Origin of the sequence: Amylibacter sp. SFDW26, assembly GCF_009184395.1 — a bacterium.
Lineage (GTDB): Bacteria > Pseudomonadota > Alphaproteobacteria > Rhodobacterales > Rhodobacteraceae > Amylibacter.
The window spans coordinates 1,191,705-1,208,001 of record NZ_WEIC01000001.1 but is presented as its reverse complement, the minus strand read 5'-3'; the positions used below and the strand labels follow the sequence as shown (position 1 = coordinate 1,208,001).

Below are 16,297 nucleotides of genomic sequence, written 5' to 3'. Positions count from 1 at the left end.
TTATCCGATGCTAGAAACATGTGGTCACAAGAGCGCAGTCTAAAGTGTCTTGGCTTGTCCCACCATAGCAAAAGATGTTAGTGGCAAAGCCAATATAACAATAGGCGTCAAAATACCGTGACTGTGATTTTTAAAGATGTTGAATATCGCCCACAAGGCATCCATGTCTTGGGGCCTGTTACGGTGGAACTGTCAGAACGCCGCATTGGCATAGTTGGGCGCAATGGGTCGGGAAAGTCTAGTTTTTCGCGCTTATTGGCGGGATTAGTCACTTCTGATGTTGGAAAAGTGATGGTAAATAATGTGGATGTTGTCAAGGATCGCAATGCGGCATTATCAACCGTGGGCATTATTTTCCAAAACCCTGATCACCAAATTATCTTTCCGACTGTTGGGGAAGAGATAGAATTTGGGCTGCAGCAATTGGGAATGTCACGCGAACGTGCTGCTGAAAAAGCGGAATTAACATTATCCTATCATAATCGCGCACATTGGTATGATCGTAGCACCCACACGTTATCCCAAGGCCAGAGGCATTTTTTATGTTTGATGTCTGTGTTGGCGATGGAGCCAAAAACGATTGTATTAGATGAACCTTATGCGGGTTTGGATATACCCACGTCGTTACAATTGCACCGTTGGTTGGAAACGTTGGATCAGCAAATTATTATGATCACGCATGACCCAGAAAAACTGAAATATTTTGACCGTGTGCTGTGGTTGGAAAAAGGACAGATTGTTGGCGATGGACTTGCGGGTGACGTGCTGCAAGACTTCAGTGCTGAGATGGTAAAGTTGGGAGAGCAAGATGCTAGCGCTGACCCTACCGCGTAAAACGAAAGCACACGCTATACCTGCGGGGTGGAAGCTGGCTGGGCTTGCGATTGTTTCGGCTTTAGTCTTTCCGATTGCCAATATATTCCTATTGTCTGGATTGTTGGTTGGCGTAGCTATTTTGCATTTGCTTTTAGGGCGTGATGTTTTGCGTTATGCCATTTGGATGATGCGACCAATTGCTGTTTTTGCAGCGGTCATTTTACTGTTCCATATATTCACTTCGGATTTTATTGCGGGCTTATCTATAATTTTGCGTATGCTGACATTGGTGGCATTGGCGAATTTGGTGACGATGACCACTAAATTGAGTGAAATGATTACGATAGTGGAATATTGCCTGACACCATTGGCGAAATTAGGTGTTAATACGCGTGTTTTCGGGGTTGCAACCGCTATGGTCATCCGCTTTACACCTGTTCTTATAAACAAAGCCTCTGCCCTTAGGGAAAGTTGGCGGGCACGATCAGCCAAGCGGGCTGGGTGGCGCATAGTGATGCCACTGTTCCTGACTGCAGTCGATGATGCGGATCGTGTTGCCGAAGCCTTGAAGGCACGTGGGGGCGTATAGAAGCATATAAAAGGATTGTTCTATGGAACGTAATATTGCTTATGTAGCATTATTTGCAGCATTGATTGCGGCACTTGGCTTGTTGCCAAAGTTCACATTGGTAAGCGGTATACCTATTACAGCGCAAAGTTTGGGCATCATGCTGTGTGGTACAGTATTGGGATCAAAACGTGGCACTATGGCAGTTGTTTTATTCCTAGTTCTTGTTGCACTTGGCTTGCCATTATTGGCAGGTGGTCGTGGTGGTTTGGGTGTGTTTGGCACACCTTGGGCTGGTTTCTTGTTTGGGTTTCCATTTGCTGCATTCTTTGCAGGCTTTATTATGGAAAACTTCAAATTTGGTTCTATTGCTGTGGTTGCAGGTATTGCAGCAGTGATTGGCGGTATTGGCGTGCTTTATGCGATTGCGATCCCATATTACATGGTTGGCACGGGCAAGGGTGTGATCGAATCTACAGCGACAATGATGCCGTTTATCCCAGGCGATCTTATCAAGGCTGTTTTGGCAGGTATCATCACACAAGCTCTTTATAAAGCACGTCCAGCGGCGGTATTTTCCCGCGCTTAAGATTTTAGCTGCAGGGCGGTTCCAATACCGCCCGCAGCTGCAATGGCAACCAACCCAGTGCCGCCCGTTTCTAGCAAATCATTGTATAGTCTGACGGCAAGAATTGTTCCTGAAGCACCGATTGGGTGCCCGCGCGCCAATGCGCCACCTTTTTGGTTTACTTTAGTGGGATCTAGGCCCGCTTCTTGTGTGCAAGCGATGGCTTGGGCTGCATAAGCTTCCATAATTTCAATATGAGTGAAGGTTTGTTTGTCTGCACCGATGGCTTTGATCGCGGCGACAGGTGCTAGGCCTGGTAACGTTGGATCAGCCCCCACTGTTGCTCCTGGGCCTATTTCAATGGCCTTTGAATTTGGTATATTTTTAAGAGCCTCTTCAGAAACAACCACACAGAATGCAGCAGCGTCCGCAGCTGTGGCTGTATTGGCGCTTGTTACTGTGCCCGACAACGGTTTTGCGCGTTTGCATAGAGCATGGGTTAGAGGGCGAGCATAAGGATCAGATGTGTCTGATAGCCCCGCAACAGGCGTGACTTCATGAAATAGCTGATCCGCGTGCTGTAAAGCTTTTGCATGGCTTTCGATCGTCCATGTATCTTGATCCGCTTGAGAGATACTTAAATGGCTTGCAAGATCACCTGCAGCAATATGCATCTCAGGATCGCGATCTGCCCATGGTGTGAAAGGGGGGCGATCGTATGCTTCAGGTGCACTACCGTCTGTGAATGTTTTATGTCTGACTGGGCGGCGTGAATAACTTTCTACTCCACCTGCAATAACAATGTCTGCTGCGCCTGATTTTACCATATTAGCAGCCAATAAAATGGCATCCAGTCCGCCAACACATTGGCGATCTATGCTGAGGCCTGCCACCTTTTCTGGTAATTCAGCGGCTAAAGCCGCAAGGCGGGCAGGATTGCCACCGCCATATAGGGCATTTGATAGGATAAGCTCATCCACTTGATCGGATTTGATATGTGCTGTTTTCAGGCAATCTGTGATAACAGGAGCCGCTAAATCATGAACCTCTAATGCAGCTAAGGCACCACCGATTGGTGCGACGATGCTGCGCTTTGCGCTGATGATATAAGCCTTAGTTGTCATCACTGGTGCCCTTGATGAGGTGTTCCAAAGCTTTGTAATTGGTTTTACCTGACGGTAACAGCGGCCATTTTGAAACGGTTACTAAAGAACGGGGTTGTATCGCCCTTGGTAATACAGATGCTATATCTTTTAAGGTAATGGATTCAGATTGTATAACAGCGTGTATGATATTTCCACGCAAAGCATCGGGCTTTGCAAATAGTGCTATATTTTCAAGGTTGGGGATGGATTGCAGTGTTGTCTCGATCTGGTCTAAATATACGATCTGATCAGCGATATTAACGGCACGATCTGTGCGGCCTTTTATGAATAGATAGCCGCTTTTATCAAGCGACCCTTTTTCACCTACACAAATATAATCGCCGTTTTTCTGTGTGACGTTTGATGAGGTGAAAAGATATTGGTTAAACAGGAGTGGGGTTTTCACCCAAACGTCCCCCACTAAGTTTGGTGCGCATAATTCTTTGCGCTCATTTCTGATTTCGATACGAACGTCCAAAAAGGGTTTTCCAACTGATCCAGTTGGGGTGTATTTGTCTGATAGGGTTATAAAGCTTGTTTCCGCTGAACCGTAGAATTCTATTATTTCTGCATTCGGAAATACTTGCGTTACATGTGTTTTGTTTGGAACATCCATCATACCGCCGCCAACAAAGACGTAATTCACAGTTGGTATAGGTGTGGATGCCAGCAACCGTAATTGAGTTGGTGTGGCGTATAGGTGTGTAATACCGCGTTCCTGCATTGCTTTTGCACATTGTGCTGGTGACAAGCCACATAGGGCATGAAAGTCGGCGCCTAGATGTAATGCCTCTAGGGCTGCGTATAGAGCAAGGGAGTGGTTAAGATATCCAAGAGCTGCGACACGTGCATTTGGGTCAATAGCATAGTGTTCATGCATATAATGAAAACTGCACAGCCAACTTTCACTGCTGCGTTGGATTATTTTTGGCTGACCTGTGCTACCACCTGTTTGAGTAAGAAAATCTCCAATTACGCTTGGACGTTCCCCATCAAAATGCCCCATGAGTGGCAGATGGCCAGAGCTTATGCCTGCAATATAGCTGGGTAGGCTTGATATAGGTGTTAAGGGATCACAGTTTGCATGAGGCTTCGCGGCATGAGCTGCTATACTACTTCCACTGCTATCGGTTAAAACGGCATCTTGGTGCCAGGATATTATGTGATCTGAACTCATATGGCTGTCTAACCTGATCGTTCCGAATGCTCAATTGCGCAGTTTGACTTGGCTTGGCCTGCGAATCTGGCTAAAGGTTCATAAATCTAAAGGGGCGTACCGCGATGACATTTCCAAACACATTTGCAGATAAAGAAACTATGGCTTCATTGGCCGCTAAAATGTTGCTGGAAATTGGTGCGGTGAATTTCCGCTCGGATGAACCATATACATTCGCATCTGGTTTGGCCTCACCTGTTTATATTGATTGCCGTAAGTTGATTTCATACCCGCGTATTCGTTCAGCTTTGATGGATTTTGCTGTTTCAACGCTGTACCGTGACGTAGGTTTTGAACAGTTTGATGCAGCAGCAGGTGGTGAGACAGCCGGTATTCCGTTTGCGGCTTGGATTTCGGACAAAATGAACCTGCCGATGCAATATGTGCGTAAAAAGCCAAAAGGCTATGGTCGTGATGCGCAGATCGAGGGCGATATTTCCGAAGGTCAACGCGTGTTGTTGGTTGAAGACCTGACAACGGATGGGGGATCAAAGCTGATGTTTGCAGATGCGATCCGCCGTGCAGGTGCTGAGTGCGAACATATCTTGGTAGTATTTTATTACGACATTTTCAAAAATACGCATGAAATGCTGGATGAGCACGGCTTGAAACTGCACTACCTTGTCACTTGGTGGGATGTTTTGAAAGAAGCACGTGTTCAAGGCAAGTTTGATGAAGAGACTTTGAACCAAGTGGAAGCGTTTTTGAATGCGCCTTTGGAATGGTCCAAAGCAAACGGTGGCATTTACGAATTGCCAAGCGCAAAGTAAGTCAGCCTTAATTTCAAATTTCTTAAACAGGGTTATTGGGTGTCCGAATTTGTTCGGAAATGCTCGACAGTCCTGTTTTTCTTTGCGTAGATGAAAAGCAGAGATTTAGAGGATTGATAATGTCACATTGGCCAGAAGATTTTACTGTTACAGGTGATCACGTCATAGCAGAACCCTTGACCATCGCGCATGAGGCCGATCTGGTTGAGGCTGCGGCAGATGGAGAGTTGTACCGCCTTTGGTATACAATGATCCCAAAGCCAGAAGATGTGGGTGCAGAGATAAAACGTCGCCTTGGCTTGCGCGAAGCAGGATCAATGCTGCCGTTTGCTATCATTGATAAAGCAAGTGGGTGTGCGGTCGGCATGACGACTTTTATGAATATTGATGCGATAAACAAACGGATTGAAATTGGATCGACATGGTACCGCAAATCTGTGCAACGCACACCTTTAAATACAGAGTGTAAGTTATTGTTATTACAACATGCATTCGAAGAGTTAGGCTGTATTTCTGTAGAGTTTAGAACCCATTTTATGAATACACAGAGCCGCTCTGCAATTGAACGTTTGGGTGCAAAGCTGGATGGTGTATTGCGATCACATATGGTGATGTCAGATGGATCGGTACGGGATACTGCGTGTTACTCGATCATTGCATCCGAGTGGCGAGCGGTGAAATCACATTTGACATGGAAGTTGGAAAAACCACGGGATTAATATGCGCGATTTTTTGCGTAAATAATTTTGTGATTATGAAATTATAAATGTTCTGTGGTACGCTAAGAGGGTATTCTATTTTCCTTGGAGCATTTTATTGCTACGCCTTATTTTTATGATGATCTTTAGTTTAGCTGCACTGTCAAATACTGTTGTGGCCCAGAGCACAAATATTAAGCTGGCAAAAACCCATGTGCGTTTTACGGATGTGGATCCTGTGGAATGGACAGCGCGTCGTCCTTGGCAATATGCTGTGCATGGCATTGATGTATCCAAGTTCCAAGGCGATATTGATTGGCGCCGTGTCAGGCGCAGCGGTGTGAACTTTGCATGGATGAAAGCCACAGAAGGTGGGGATCATCTGGATGAACGCTTTGGAGAAAATTGGGTGAATTCTGGTAGTGCAGGTGTATTGCGCGGTGCGTATCATTTCTATTATTTTTGCCGCACGGCACATGAGCAGGCGAATTGGTTTATTCGCAATGTACCACGTGAAAATGGATCATTGCCGCATGTGTTGGATATGGAGTGGACGAATTCCAAGACTTGTAAATACAGACCAAACCCTGCGCGGGTGCGGTCAGAGATGCGGGTGTATTTACAAAGAATTACAGCGCATTATGGGAAACGCCCTGTGATTTATTCTACACCAAAATTTTATGAAGAAAATAAGCTGTGGCGTGTGAAGGGTTACGATTTTTGGTTGCGTACAGTGGCAAAACACCCATCACAGCTTTATGGAAACCGTCCTTGGACGTTTTGGCAATATTCTAGCACAGGGCGCATTCCGGGTATCGAGGATGATGTGGATTTGAACGCATTCCGCGGTTCAGCAAGAGCTTGGAAACGGTGGGTGGCTGGAAATTAACCCCAACCTTTTACGGTATGACGTTGTGCACCTAAGCCTTCGACTTCAGTTACGATCACATCGCCATCGCGCATGAATTGCGTTTGTGGTTTCTTGCCAGCACCCACACCCTCTGGTGTGCCTGTTGCGATGATATCGCCAACACGTAATGTGAAATATTGGCTCATGGCGCTGATGATTTGGGCAACGCTAAAAATCATATCCGATGTGTTAGAGTTTTGCTGCATCTCACCATTGACGGAGCAATTAACGTTTAGGTTCTGTGGATCAGAAACCTCATCACACGTGACCAAGTAGGGACCAACAGGACCGAATGTTGGGGCAGATTTGCCTTTTACCCATTGGCCGCCGCGGTGTTTTTGGAACACGCGTTCGGATACATCATTTATGGTGCAATAGGCGGCAACATAATCCAATGCGTCTGCTTCGGATACATAAGACGCTTCTTTGCCGATTACGACGCCCAGTTCAACTTCCCAATCCACATGTTTTGAACCGCGTGGGATTTGGATTATGCCAAAGGGATCGTTTAATGCAGAGGTCGCCTTGTTAAAGATCAGCGGCTCTGGCGGTAGTTCTGACCCTGTTTCTGCGGCATGTTTGGCGTAATTTAAGCCAATGCAAAAGAAGTTAGGCACATCTCTAAGTGCGCGTGCAATTCTGACATCGCCATCTACAAGCGGTAGGGTTGTTGTATCGATTGCTTTGAGTTTGCCTATGTTTTCAAGAGAAACACTATTTCCAACGAAATCTGTTGTATGAGCAGATAAATCGCGGATATTGCCATCTGCATCCAAACACCCAGGTTTTTCACTGCCTTCAGGACCGTAACGTAGCAATTTCATGATGTTATCCTTTCGGCGTTTTAAAGTGTTTGGACAGTTTCAAACCTTGGCCTTGGTAATTTGATTTCAAATCAGCGCCATAAAGAACGTCAGGGACTTCAGCCATGTATTCATAGACGAGACGGCCAACGGATTGGCCGTGTTCTAGGGCAAATGGGGCTTCGTGACAGCGTACTTCTAATACACCGCGTGAGCCTTTGCCGCCAGCACCTGCGTTGCCGAAACCGGGATCGAAGAAACCTGCATAATGGACGCGGAATTCGCCGACCATTGCCAAATAGGGCGCCATTTCAGCCGCGCAATTGGGTGGTATATGGACGGCTTCGCGACTGACGAGAATGTAAAATGCTCCGGGATCAAGTATGATGCGACCTTTTTCTGCATAAACAGGTTCCCAATACTCATCTGGGTCGTAATGGTCGATCAAATCGAGGTCGATCAGACCAGTATGGGGTTTGGCACGGTAACCAACCAAATTGTTTGGCATGGCAAGGTCTACAGAAAAACCTAAGCCTTGGTCGATTTGAGCAGGGCCATTTACCAGACCAATGTCATCGTGAAGGACTTGCAACCATTCGTCTGTCAAAACGGATTGACCTTTTCTGAAACGAATTTGATTTAGGCGCATACCTGGGCGTACAAGTATGGAAAAAGAACGGGGGCTGATTTCGGCGTAAAGGGGCCCTGTGTAGCCGGCCTCGATACGGTCGAATTCGATGCCATTGTCTGTGATGCAACGGGTGAATAGGTCAACGCGGCCTGTAGAACTTTTGGCATTGGCCACGGCGTTTACATCTGCAGGAAGATTTAATCCTTCCATCAAAGGTACGACATAAACGCAGCCTTTTTCCAAAACGGCACCGTTTGATAGGTCAACCTCATGCATCTTGAATTCGCGCAGGCGATCTTCGACTTTGTTGCCGTGTCCTGCAAGGAAAGACGCGCGAACGCGGTATGCTTTGGTTCCGAGACGTAAGTCTAAGCTTGCGGGTTGAACTTGGCCATCGAAAACAGGTTGCGATACGGTTATTTCACCACTAGCCAACATTGTTTCGATTGTTTGTGACGGTAATACGCCTTGACCCGTTTGTGACATCGTTCCCCCGTCATATAGGCCTGCAGATGCAGGAATTTTGGTCGGGCTAGCAGGATTCGAACCTACGACCTCTCGTCCCCCAGACGAACGCGCTACCAGACTGCGCTATAGCCCGACTAGGCTTGGTTATATCGTGGATTGGGGGCTGTGCAAGCGTCTTATCTACGCTCCTGCTGTTGCGCGCTGCATATTGTTGCGCACCATTTTTAGGCTGAAATAAAGTGCTTCGATATCTTGTAAATTGATTGCAGATATATCTGCTGCCAATTTGATATTTTGTGGCATCTTAATGATACTGATAGGCATAGTTTCATCAGCGTTTGGTTGTGTTGTATTCATATTATCGGGCTTTAAGTCTTGGTCGTCATTTTGCTGAGAAGCTGCATTAACAGTTTCATCTTCCTGTTTTGTTATATCCGCAACCTCATCCAATAACCCCACTTGTTCTTCAACAATTGGTTCTTGTGATGCCGTAACAGTTTCTGGCGTTTTTGTAGCTGCTTCGGTTTTCTTTTTAATAGTGACCTGTATTGCAACTGGCTGAGATAAAGACTGCACGTGTTTTATGCCATCTTCGCGTAGTATTTTTTGGGCACCTTTGATTGTGATGCCATCATCGTGCAACATTTTTTTGATGCCACCTAAAAGTAGCATATCGGCAGGGCGGTAATAGCGTCTGCCGCCTGCGCGTTTTACAGGTTTTATTTGTGTGAAACGGCTTTCCCAAAATCGTAAAACATGGGCGGGTGTATCAAGCCACTCTGCAACTTCTGATATTGTGCGAAATGCGTCTGCTGACTTGGCCATAAAAACCTACCTAATTATTTTTGGTTACCAGCTGAAACACGTTCTTTCATCAAATGAGATGGGCGAAATGTTAGAACGCGTCGTGGTGTTATTGGTACTTCTTCACCTGTTTTTGGGTTGCGACCAACGCGCGCCTTTTTATCACGCAGGCTGAATGTGCCAAATGATGAGATTTTAACGTTTTCGCCTGAAACCAATGCATTTGAAAGATGGTCTAATACAGATTCCACCAGATGTGCCGACTCGTTTCGCGATAATCCTACCTCGCGGAATACAGCTTCGCCTAGATCCATTCGTGTTAAAGTCTTGTCGCTCATAATAAAAATCCCCTATCCGTTAAAAAGACTAGTGAAAACATCATTTAAGTGTCAACAGATTCTGAGGATTTTCCTGTGTTTTGGCGCTTACCAGCGCAAAACAATGGCTCCCCAAGCCAATCCACCGCCAATTGCCTCTGTCAAAAGCAACTGATTCTTCTTTATTTGCCCGTTTTTGTGGGCAACAGACAAGGCTAAAGGAATCGATGCTGCGGATGTATTACCGTGATCTTGTACAGTTACTACTACGCGCTCCATTGGTACGTTCATCTTTTGCGCTGTACTTTTTATGATACGTAAATTCGCTTGATGTGGAACAATCCAATCTACATCATCACCTGATAGACCGACTTTGTCCAAAGCTGTTTCACCAGATGACGCCAGTTTTTTAACTGCGTGTTTGAAAACCTCTTGTCCTTCCATTTTCAGAACACCCGTAGTTTGGGTGGAAGAGACGCCGCCATCTACATAAAGGATGTCATTGTAAGTACCGTCAGAATTCAAATCACAAGATAAAACACCACGATCATCATTCGTGCCTGATCCTTCTTGCGCATCTAAGATTAGTGCGCCAGCACCGTCGCCAAAGAGAACACAGGTTGTACGATCTTCCCAATCCATGATGCGAGAAAAGGTTTCAGCGCCGATCACTAAGATACGTTTTGCCTGTCCAGATAATATCAGAGAGTTTGCTGTTGTTAGTGCGTAGGCAAAGCCAGCACAGACAGCTTGTAAATCAAATGCAAACCCAACTGTAATACCAAGTTTGGCTTGCAACTTTGTTGCTGTGGATGGGAATGTTTGATCTGGTGTTGATGTCGCTAAAACAATTGCATCAATTGTCGAAGCTTCAATGCCAGCATCATCCAAGGCATCAATTGCAGCATAATAGGCTAGATCCGATGTCAATTCGCCTTCGGCAGCAAAATGGCGGCGTTCGATGCCTGTGCGGCCTCGAATCCATTCGTCACTTGTTTCGACCCATTGTTCAAACTCGGCGTTTTCTACTACACGTTTTGGCAAATAATGCCCAACTCCGATTGGAACGGCTCTGATCGTGCTCATTTGTATGCCTTTTATTATTGTTTTTCTGTATCATTGCTTGGAGACGTACTAGATGCAACACGTGCTGCTAGTTTTTCTGTAAAGCCGTTTTGTGCTAACTGATATGCAAGTCGTATTGCTGCTTCGATGCCCTTAGCATCAGCGCCACCATGTGATTTGACAACTGTGCCGTTCAATCCCAAGAAAACACCGCCGTTTGAACGGCGTGGGTCAATCTTTTTACTTAAACGGCGTAGAGAACCATAGGCAAGTAATGCGCCAAGCATTGCAAAAGGTGTTTGCTTAAACGCTTGCCCCAAACGTTTGCGAACCACTGTTGCGGTTCCCTCAGCTGTTTTGAGTGCGACATTACCTGTAAAGCCATCTGTTACAATTACATCGACTTTATCGGATGGAATATCACCACCTTCAACAAAACCAACAAATTCAAAGTTTGCATTTTCTGCTTGTTCTGAGATGCGTTCATGCGCCTCTTTCAGCTCAATTCGGCCTTTATGCTCTTCTGTGCCGACATTTAGTAAACCGATTCTTGGCCGCGCAACATCTAAACCATTGCGCGCATAAGATGCGCCCATCATTGCATATTGTAAAAGATCGGATGCTTCTGCACGTATATCTGCCCCAACATCGAGCATCACATTTGAGCCTTGCGGGTTATCTGAAGGCCATAGAATAGCGATAGCAGGGCGATTAATTCCTGGTGCTTTACGCAGGCGTATCATGGACACAGCCATCAAAGCGCCTGTGTTGCCACACGAGACAGCGACCTCTGCATGTTTATCTCGAACCGCATCAATGCAGCTCCACATACTGGTATCTTTACCATGTCGCATAACGTGACTTGGCTTATCTTCCATCTTAACTATTGCGTCAGAGTGTCGAATGTCGCAACATTTTTCTAAGTCAGGACGTTTTTCCAAAAGCATCTTAAGCTTTGTTTCGTCGCCGTGAACAATGTATCTAACATTTTGATTTCTATTAAGAAACCTTGCCATCCCGTTTATTACAACGGATGGTCCGAGATCACCGCCCATGGCGTCGATCGAAAGAACAATATGCTCAGAAGAAAAAGGGCTGATAGAATTCGAGTCTTGTGACATCAACAATCAGCCCAATAGCATTTCTTATGCCGCGTCGTCATCTAGGTCGATATCATCAACCACAGAGATAACTTGACGGTCATCGTAGTGACCACATGATGCACATACGTGATGTGGACGCTTTAGTTCGCCACAGTTCGCGCATTCATTTGGATTGTCAGCAACCAATGCGTCGTGTGAACGACGGTTGTTGCGTCGTGAGCGAGTGATTTTATTTTGTGGGACAGCCATGTCACAACCTCAGAATAATGCGGGGGTTAACCCATTTCAGCGCTCATATATGTTGTCAGATACTGAACTGACTTAACCACAAAAAACGCCCTTGTATAAGAGCCGCGAAAATACAAAGAAATTCGAACTCTGCAAGGCTTTTTTTCACCTTATTTATCTTCTTGGGATAACTTATCCTTTAAACTTGCCAAGGACGCAAATGGTTTTGTGTCTTCATCCGTCATTGGTTTAACGCCAGGCTCTGCAAAAACCGCGTTTTCTAGAGTGGCATTTTCTGATCTTGGATAATCAGGAAGAGCCAGCGCAATAGCCTCAATAGCCACTGTAGCAAGGTCAATTTCCTCTGTTAAGGGCTCAATGGTCTCGTCAATGGTCATTTCTGTGACGGATTCGTCGTTATCTTTTTCGTACTCTGCAACGTATTTTAACTTTACAGGTAAATCCAAACGGGTCTGCACGGGCTTCAACGTGATCACACAAGACTGCGTAACGGTTACGCCAACTGTTGCCGATAAGAGCCAGTCTTTTGCATCCAAAGGGCTGATTTTACCACTGATCCGCATCTTTTTAACCGATACAGCCGAGAGAATCGTTCGAACCTTTGACATATCTTCTTCTGTGAAAGTTATGTCGAAAGGCACGTGTTTTGTTTTTGGAATGCCCTTAAGGCTTATTGGGTAGGTAATTTCTGCGTGTGTCATGGGATATTCTGATTTTAATTTGTTGCGATTTCCAAGAAGATATTTGATTGTAGAGCACGGTCACGATATGTGAACAAGAGCGATAAAAAAATTAAGAGGCATTCTGGTGGGTGGATTTTCAACAAAGGCAACTAAAACAATCGCAGCGATTGCATGTTTGACTGTTATAGTAGGTTGCTCTGCAACGTTCAGATATCATGGTTATGCACCATCAGATGATGAGCTTGCTAACCTGTTGGTTGGTGCAGATACTCGTGAAACTGTTGAAGAAGTGGTTGGCAAGCCTTCTAGTTCAGGCGTTTTAGCTGATGGTGACTGGTACTATGTATCGTCTAAATTTCGCCACTATGCATATAAAGCTCCACAACCTGTAGAACGTGAAGTTGTTGTACTTTCTTTTGCTGACACAGGTGTTCTTGAGAATGTTGAGCGCTTTGGTCTGGAGGATGGCCGGGTTGTTGCTCTAAGTCGTCGTGTTACAGATCAACCTGTTAAAGGCCCTGGCATTATCAGCCAGATTATCCGGAATATCGGCAACGTAGACTTGGGTGACGTTTTTGGCGACGGCTAAGCCTTACCATCTTCGTCAAAAGTCAAAGCAACACCATTCATACAATACCGCAGCCCTGTGGGCTGTGGGCCGTCTGGAAAAACATGACCTAAGTGTGCATCACATTTTGAGCATAAAATTTCAGTTCTGCGCATAAAGAATCCATTGTCTTCTTTTTCAATAACGGCTTCTGGTGACATAGGAGCATAAAATGAAGGCCAACCTGTGCCTGAATCAAATTTTGTGCCTGCATCAAACAGTGCTGCATTGCAGCATATACAAGAAAAAGTGCCTGCAGACTTTGGAAAATTATCATTTGTGAATGCACGCTCAGTACCGTGTTTGCGTGTAACCTTGTAAGCTAAATCACTTAATTGCGCACGCCATTCAGCATCGGTCTTGGTCACTTTATCTGTCATTGCAATGTTATCCTTTTGTGCAAGGGGGGTTACAGGGTGTTTATATATGTATTAATTAAGTCTCGAAAGTCTTGTGTTCAATGCAAGTATGGGTGAAGCAAAATGCAAGAAGCAGTTCTTTATAAAACGCGCATGGCTCAAACTGAGGCTGATATCCAACGTGCACAAGCTTTACGTGCAGGTTTATTTTATGAAAATGTAGATGAAATTGTACTGGATAATGATGAATTCGATCATATCAATCACCATGTTTTGATCGAATCTGTAGAAACGGGTGAATTATTAGCAACATTTAGATTCATGCATTTACCGAATGGTAATGAGATCGAGAAATGTTATTCCGCGCAGTATTACGATTTAAGCCGTCTCAAAAAGTACTGCGAAGCTATGATTGAGGTTGGGCGATTTTGCCTTCGTGAAGATATTCGTGACCCAGGCTTATTACGGACCGCTTGGACATTTCTAACGACTTATGTGGATGAAAACGACATTTCTTTGATGTTTGGATGTTCTTCTTTTCGAGGTACTGACGAAGACAAGTATACTGACACTTTTGCTTTGCTAAAAGAACGCCATCTTGCGCCAGATGTTTGGCGACCGTGTGCGAAAGCTGGCGAAGTTTTCCGTTTCGCAGATCATTTAAAAGACCATAAACCTGTTTTGAAATTGGCCAGCCAAAATATGCCACCTTTGCTACGAACTTATCTAACTATGGGTGGTTGGGTGTCTGATCATGCCGTGATTGATCGTGCTTTGGGCACTTTGCATGTTTTTACTGGTGTGGAAATTGGACGTATTCCACAAAAGCGTGCACAGTTATTACGTAATGATGCGGATGTTGTACGGGCTTAACCGCCTGTATGGCTCATGTGGCGAGACATTTCACCAGCCACTTTTTGACGATCATAAGAAAAATCATGCCCTTTGGGTTTTAGGGCAATCGCCGCGCGAATTGCTTTAATAACAGGGCCATTATCGTCTGGATTATCGCGTAATGCTTTGCGCAAATCCGCTTCGTCCTCTTGCCCTAAGCATTGGAATAACTGACCTGTGCATGTCAAACGCACGCGGTTACAGCTTTCGCAGAAATTATGGGTGAGTGGTGTGATGAAGCCCACTTTTTGATTGGTTTCGTTCAAACGCACATAACGGGCCGGGCCGCCTGTGTTTTCTGGAATATCTGTTAACGTCCATGTTTTGGCTAGACGTTCGCGCAGGTCAGATAATGCCCAATATTGATCTAAACGATCTTCGTTGCCCAAATCGCCCATTGGCATAACTTCGATAAAGGTGATGTCCATATCTTCGTCGGCACACCATTTAATGACGTCTTCAAGTTCATCTTCATTGGTGCCTTTTAAAGCTACCATATTAATCTTAACGCGAATGCCCGCCGCTTTGGCAGCTTTGATACCGTCTAGAACTTTTCTTAAATCGCCCCAACGGGTGATGTCTTTGAATTTTTGTGCACCCAAAGTGTCCAGAGAAATATTGATGCGCTTGACGCCGAGACGGGCCAAATCATCGGCATAACGAACCAATTGAGAGCCATTTGTCGTCAATGTCAGCTCATCCAGACCATTGCCAAGATGCCGTGACATGTTTTCAAAGAATCCCATGATACCGCGGCGCACCAATGGTTCACCGCCAGTAATACGTAATTTACGAATACCTTGTGAGATGAAAACGGAACACATACGATCCAGTTCCTCTAACGTAAGTAATTCTTTTTTAGGTAAAAAAGTCATATTTTCGGACATGCAATAGACACACCGGAAATCACACCTGTCTGTCACAGAGACACGCAGATAGCTGATCGTCCGATCAAATGGGTCTATTAATTGAGGCATTTCCATAGTGGTTTACATCTAGGATGCAAAAACACTATGGGCAAGAGCAAAGCGATAGTGTTTCGTTGAAAAGGTCGTGATCAAAGGGTATGACTTAGATAACATAAGGACTGAACTTAATAATGCGCATTCTTTTTACGAAGCCTATTATGGCATTCTGTATAACTGTTATGGTGCTGTCCGCCTGTTCATCAGGTGGTATATTTTCAAAATTTGAAAAAAATAGAGCTGTTAGTGAAGAGGTTGTTTCAGAAACTGAGAAGCCTAAGTTGCGCAGTGCAGTTAGGAAGAATCCACAAAATTTAGGCCGTATTACTGTTGCGAATGCGGCAAAGGTTTCTAACACAGAATTGAAAGTGGCTGTTGCCAAATCATCAGTGCGCGCAGAGCAAGATCTTGGTAAAACAGTCATATCTTTAGGCTTGTTAGATCAAACTGGATTTTGGCTACAAACGCCATTGGTTAGCGCCGAAGCTGAAGGACGTGTACTTTATGCGGGCACAGGAAAAACAGCCAATGTACGCTTGATACCAAATGGTGCCCCATCTGGTAGTGGATCGCAAATGTCTATTGCTGCTATGCAATTGTTGGGCATAGCCATCTCTGATCTAGTCGAAGTACAAGTTTTTACCCGTTAGGAAATTAT

The 16,297-nt window shown here is 45.1% G+C and carries 21 protein-coding genes and 1 tRNA gene; 9 read left to right on the top strand and 13 right to left on the bottom strand.

What is annotated here, in order from left to right; all coding sequences use genetic code 11:
• Positions 1-117: 117 nt before the first annotated feature.
• The 3 genes from F9L33_RS06115 to F9L33_RS06105 are packed head-to-tail and all read left to right on the top strand — an operon-like array spanning position 118 to position 1,973.
• Entirely contained in the window at positions 118-834 is a 717-nt protein-coding gene (locus F9L33_RS06115) for an energy-coupling factor ABC transporter ATP-binding protein (protein ID WP_152141823.1), read from the top strand.
• On the top strand, positions 809-1,405 hold the full coding sequence (locus tag F9L33_RS06110) for an energy-coupling factor transporter transmembrane protein EcfT (RefSeq protein WP_152141822.1): 597 nt from the start codon (positions 809-811) through the stop codon (positions 1,403-1,405). Before F9L33_RS06115 ends, F9L33_RS06110 begins: the two co-directional genes overlap by 26 nt.
• Before the next feature lie 22 nt (positions 1,406-1,427).
• A complete protein-coding gene (locus F9L33_RS06105) occupies positions 1,428-1,973 on the top strand; it encodes a biotin transporter BioY (protein WP_152141821.1) in 546 nt (181 codons plus the stop codon).
• On the opposite strand, the gene F9L33_RS06100 is transcribed toward F9L33_RS06105, so the two are convergent.
• Positions 1,970-3,076: an acetyl-CoA C-acyltransferase gene (locus F9L33_RS06100; protein ID WP_152141820.1), complete on the bottom strand. Its 1,107-nt coding sequence runs from the start codon at positions 3,074-3,076 to the stop codon at positions 1,970-1,972. The genes F9L33_RS06105 and F9L33_RS06100 overlap by 4 nt on opposite strands.
• The gene (locus tag F9L33_RS06095) at positions 3,066-4,274 is read right to left on the bottom strand and encodes an AMP-binding protein (protein ID WP_152141819.1); all 1,209 of its coding nucleotides are present in this window, start codon (positions 4,272-4,274) and stop codon (positions 3,066-3,068) included. Before F9L33_RS06095 ends, F9L33_RS06100 begins: the two co-directional genes overlap by 11 nt.
• A 104-nt stretch (positions 4,275-4,378) precedes the next feature.
• Here F9L33_RS06095 and F9L33_RS06090 point away from each other — a divergent pair, with 104 nt between their 5' ends.
• The 3 genes from F9L33_RS06090 (at position 4,379) to F9L33_RS06080 (ending at position 6,670) form a co-directional block, all read left to right on the top strand.
• On the top strand, positions 4,379-5,083 hold the full coding sequence (locus tag F9L33_RS06090) for an orotate phosphoribosyltransferase (protein ID WP_152141818.1): 705 nt from the start codon (positions 4,379-4,381) through the stop codon (positions 5,081-5,083).
• A 119-nt stretch (positions 5,084-5,202) separates the two neighbouring features.
• On the top strand, positions 5,203-5,802 hold the full coding sequence (locus F9L33_RS06085; protein ID WP_152141817.1) for a GNAT family N-acetyltransferase: 600 nt from the start codon (positions 5,203-5,205) through the stop codon (positions 5,800-5,802).
• A 97-nt stretch (positions 5,803-5,899) separates the two neighbouring features.
• Complete coding sequence (locus F9L33_RS06080; RefSeq protein WP_226803969.1) at positions 5,900-6,670, top strand: glycoside hydrolase family 25 protein; 771 nt, start codon at positions 5,900-5,902, stop codon at positions 6,668-6,670.
• Here F9L33_RS06080 and F9L33_RS06075 read toward each other — a convergent pair.
• The 9 genes from F9L33_RS06075 to F9L33_RS06035 form a co-directional block, all read right to left on the bottom strand.
• Positions 6,667-7,515 carry a fumarylacetoacetate hydrolase family protein gene (locus tag F9L33_RS06075; RefSeq protein ID WP_152141816.1) on the bottom strand — a complete coding sequence of 283 codons (849 nt, stop codon included), beginning with the start codon at positions 7,513-7,515 and terminating at the stop codon, positions 6,667-6,669. The two genes, F9L33_RS06080 and F9L33_RS06075, sit on opposite strands and share 4 nt — an antisense overlap.
• 4 nt (positions 7,516-7,519) lie before the next feature.
• Positions 7,520-8,611: a 2'-deoxycytidine 5'-triphosphate deaminase gene (locus tag F9L33_RS06070; RefSeq protein WP_152141815.1), complete on the bottom strand. Its 1,092-nt coding sequence runs from the start codon at positions 8,609-8,611 to the stop codon at positions 7,520-7,522.
• A gap of 38 nt (positions 8,612-8,649) precedes the next feature.
• A tRNA-Pro gene (locus tag F9L33_RS06065) sits at positions 8,650-8,726 on the bottom strand.
• Between the two features lie 47 nt (positions 8,727-8,773).
• Entirely contained in the window at positions 8,774-9,418 is a 645-nt protein-coding gene (locus tag F9L33_RS15895; protein ID WP_226803967.1) for a MerR family transcriptional regulator, read from the bottom strand.
• Positions 9,419-9,432: 14 nt separating this feature from the next.
• Complete coding sequence (gene ihfA, locus F9L33_RS06055) at positions 9,433-9,735, bottom strand: integration host factor subunit alpha (RefSeq protein WP_152141814.1); 303 nt, start codon at positions 9,733-9,735, stop codon at positions 9,433-9,435.
• An 87-nt stretch (positions 9,736-9,822) separates the two neighbouring features.
• Positions 9,823-10,800, bottom strand: a complete 978-nt coding sequence (locus tag F9L33_RS06050; protein ID WP_152141813.1) for a beta-ketoacyl-ACP synthase III — start codon at positions 10,798-10,800, stop codon at positions 9,823-9,825.
• Between the two features lie 14 nt (positions 10,801-10,814).
• Complete coding sequence (gene plsX, locus F9L33_RS06045) at positions 10,815-11,903, bottom strand: phosphate acyltransferase PlsX (protein ID WP_152141812.1); 1,089 nt, start codon at positions 11,901-11,903, stop codon at positions 10,815-10,817.
• 21 nt (positions 11,904-11,924) lie between these two features.
• On the bottom strand, positions 11,925-12,131 hold the full coding sequence (gene rpmF / locus F9L33_RS06040; RefSeq protein WP_152141811.1) for a 50S ribosomal protein L32: 207 nt from the start codon (positions 12,129-12,131) through the stop codon (positions 11,925-11,927).
• 149 nt (positions 12,132-12,280) lie between these two features.
• Entirely contained in the window at positions 12,281-12,832 is a 552-nt protein-coding gene (locus F9L33_RS06035) for a DUF177 domain-containing protein (protein WP_152141810.1), read from the bottom strand.
• A 106-nt stretch (positions 12,833-12,938) separates the two neighbouring features.
• Here F9L33_RS06035 and F9L33_RS06030 point away from each other — a divergent pair, with 106 nt between their 5' ends.
• Entirely contained in the window at positions 12,939-13,403 is a 465-nt protein-coding gene (locus F9L33_RS06030; RefSeq protein WP_152141809.1) for an outer membrane protein assembly factor BamE, read from the top strand.
• Here the strand turns inward: F9L33_RS06030 and msrB are convergent.
• Entirely contained in the window at positions 13,400-13,801 is a 402-nt protein-coding gene (gene msrB / locus F9L33_RS06025; RefSeq protein ID WP_152141808.1) for a peptide-methionine (R)-S-oxide reductase MsrB, read from the bottom strand. The two genes, F9L33_RS06030 and msrB, sit on opposite strands and share 4 nt — an antisense overlap.
• A gap of 102 nt (positions 13,802-13,903) precedes the next feature.
• Here msrB and F9L33_RS06020 point away from each other — a divergent pair, with 102 nt between their 5' ends.
• A complete protein-coding gene (locus F9L33_RS06020; protein ID WP_152141807.1) occupies positions 13,904-14,653 on the top strand; it encodes a GNAT family N-acetyltransferase in 750 nt (249 codons plus the stop codon).
• Here the strand turns inward: F9L33_RS06020 and moaA are convergent.
• Positions 14,650-15,651, bottom strand: coding sequence for a GTP 3',8-cyclase MoaA (gene moaA, locus F9L33_RS06015; RefSeq protein WP_152141917.1), 1,002 nt, complete (start codon positions 15,649-15,651; stop codon positions 14,650-14,652). The two genes, F9L33_RS06020 and moaA, sit on opposite strands and share 4 nt — an antisense overlap.
• Before the next feature lie 122 nt (positions 15,652-15,773).
• Here moaA and F9L33_RS06010 point away from each other — a divergent pair, with 122 nt between their 5' ends.
• Entirely contained in the window at positions 15,774-16,289 is a 516-nt protein-coding gene (locus F9L33_RS06010; protein WP_152141806.1) for a hypothetical protein, read from the top strand.
• Positions 16,290-16,297: the final 8 nt, after the last annotated feature.

Coding starts and splice junctions, on each gene's coding strand:
- F9L33_RS06070 (WP_152141815.1), bottom strand. CDS start 8,611: ATGTCACAAACGGGTCAAGGCGTATTACCGTCACAAACAATCGAAACA.
- msrB (WP_152141808.1), bottom strand. CDS start 13,801: ATGACAGATAAAGTGACCAAGACCGATGCTGAATGGCGTGCGCAATTA.
- F9L33_RS06105 (WP_152141821.1), top strand. CDS start 1,428: ATGGAACGTAATATTGCTTATGTAGCATTATTTGCAGCATTGATTGCG.
- F9L33_RS06075 (WP_152141816.1), bottom strand. CDS start 7,515: ATGAAATTGCTACGTTACGGTCCTGAAGGCAGTGAAAAACCTGGGTGT.
- F9L33_RS06035 (WP_152141810.1), bottom strand. CDS start 12,832: ATGACACACGCAGAAATTACCTACCCAATAAGCCTTAAGGGCATTCCA.
- F9L33_RS06020 (WP_152141807.1), top strand. CDS start 13,904: ATGCAAGAAGCAGTTCTTTATAAAACGCGCATGGCTCAAACTGAGGCT.
- F9L33_RS06010 (WP_152141806.1), top strand. CDS start 15,774: ATGCGCATTCTTTTTACGAAGCCTATTATGGCATTCTGTATAACTGTT.
- ihfA (WP_152141814.1), bottom strand. CDS start 9,735: ATGAGCGACAAGACTTTAACACGAATGGATCTAGGCGAAGCTGTATTC.
- rpmF (WP_152141811.1), bottom strand. CDS start 12,131: ATGGCTGTCCCACAAAATAAAATCACTCGCTCACGACGCAACAACCGT.
- F9L33_RS06085 (WP_152141817.1), top strand. CDS start 5,203: ATGTCACATTGGCCAGAAGATTTTACTGTTACAGGTGATCACGTCATA.
- F9L33_RS06100 (WP_152141820.1), bottom strand. CDS start 3,076: ATGACAACTAAGGCTTATATCATCAGCGCAAAGCGCAGCATCGTCGCA.
- F9L33_RS06090 (WP_152141818.1), top strand. CDS start 4,379: ATGACATTTCCAAACACATTTGCAGATAAAGAAACTATGGCTTCATTG.
- moaA (WP_152141917.1), bottom strand. CDS start 15,651: ATGCCTCAATTAATAGACCCATTTGATCGGACGATCAGCTATCTGCGT.
- F9L33_RS15895 (WP_226803967.1), bottom strand. CDS start 9,418: ATGGCCAAGTCAGCAGACGCATTTCGCACAATATCAGAAGTTGCAGAG.
- F9L33_RS06050 (WP_152141813.1), bottom strand. CDS start 10,800: ATGAGCACGATCAGAGCCGTTCCAATCGGAGTTGGGCATTATTTGCCA.
- F9L33_RS06095 (WP_152141819.1), bottom strand. CDS start 4,274: ATGAGTTCAGATCACATAATATCCTGGCACCAAGATGCCGTTTTAACC.
- F9L33_RS06110 (WP_152141822.1), top strand. CDS start 809: ATGCTAGCGCTGACCCTACCGCGTAAAACGAAAGCACACGCTATACCT.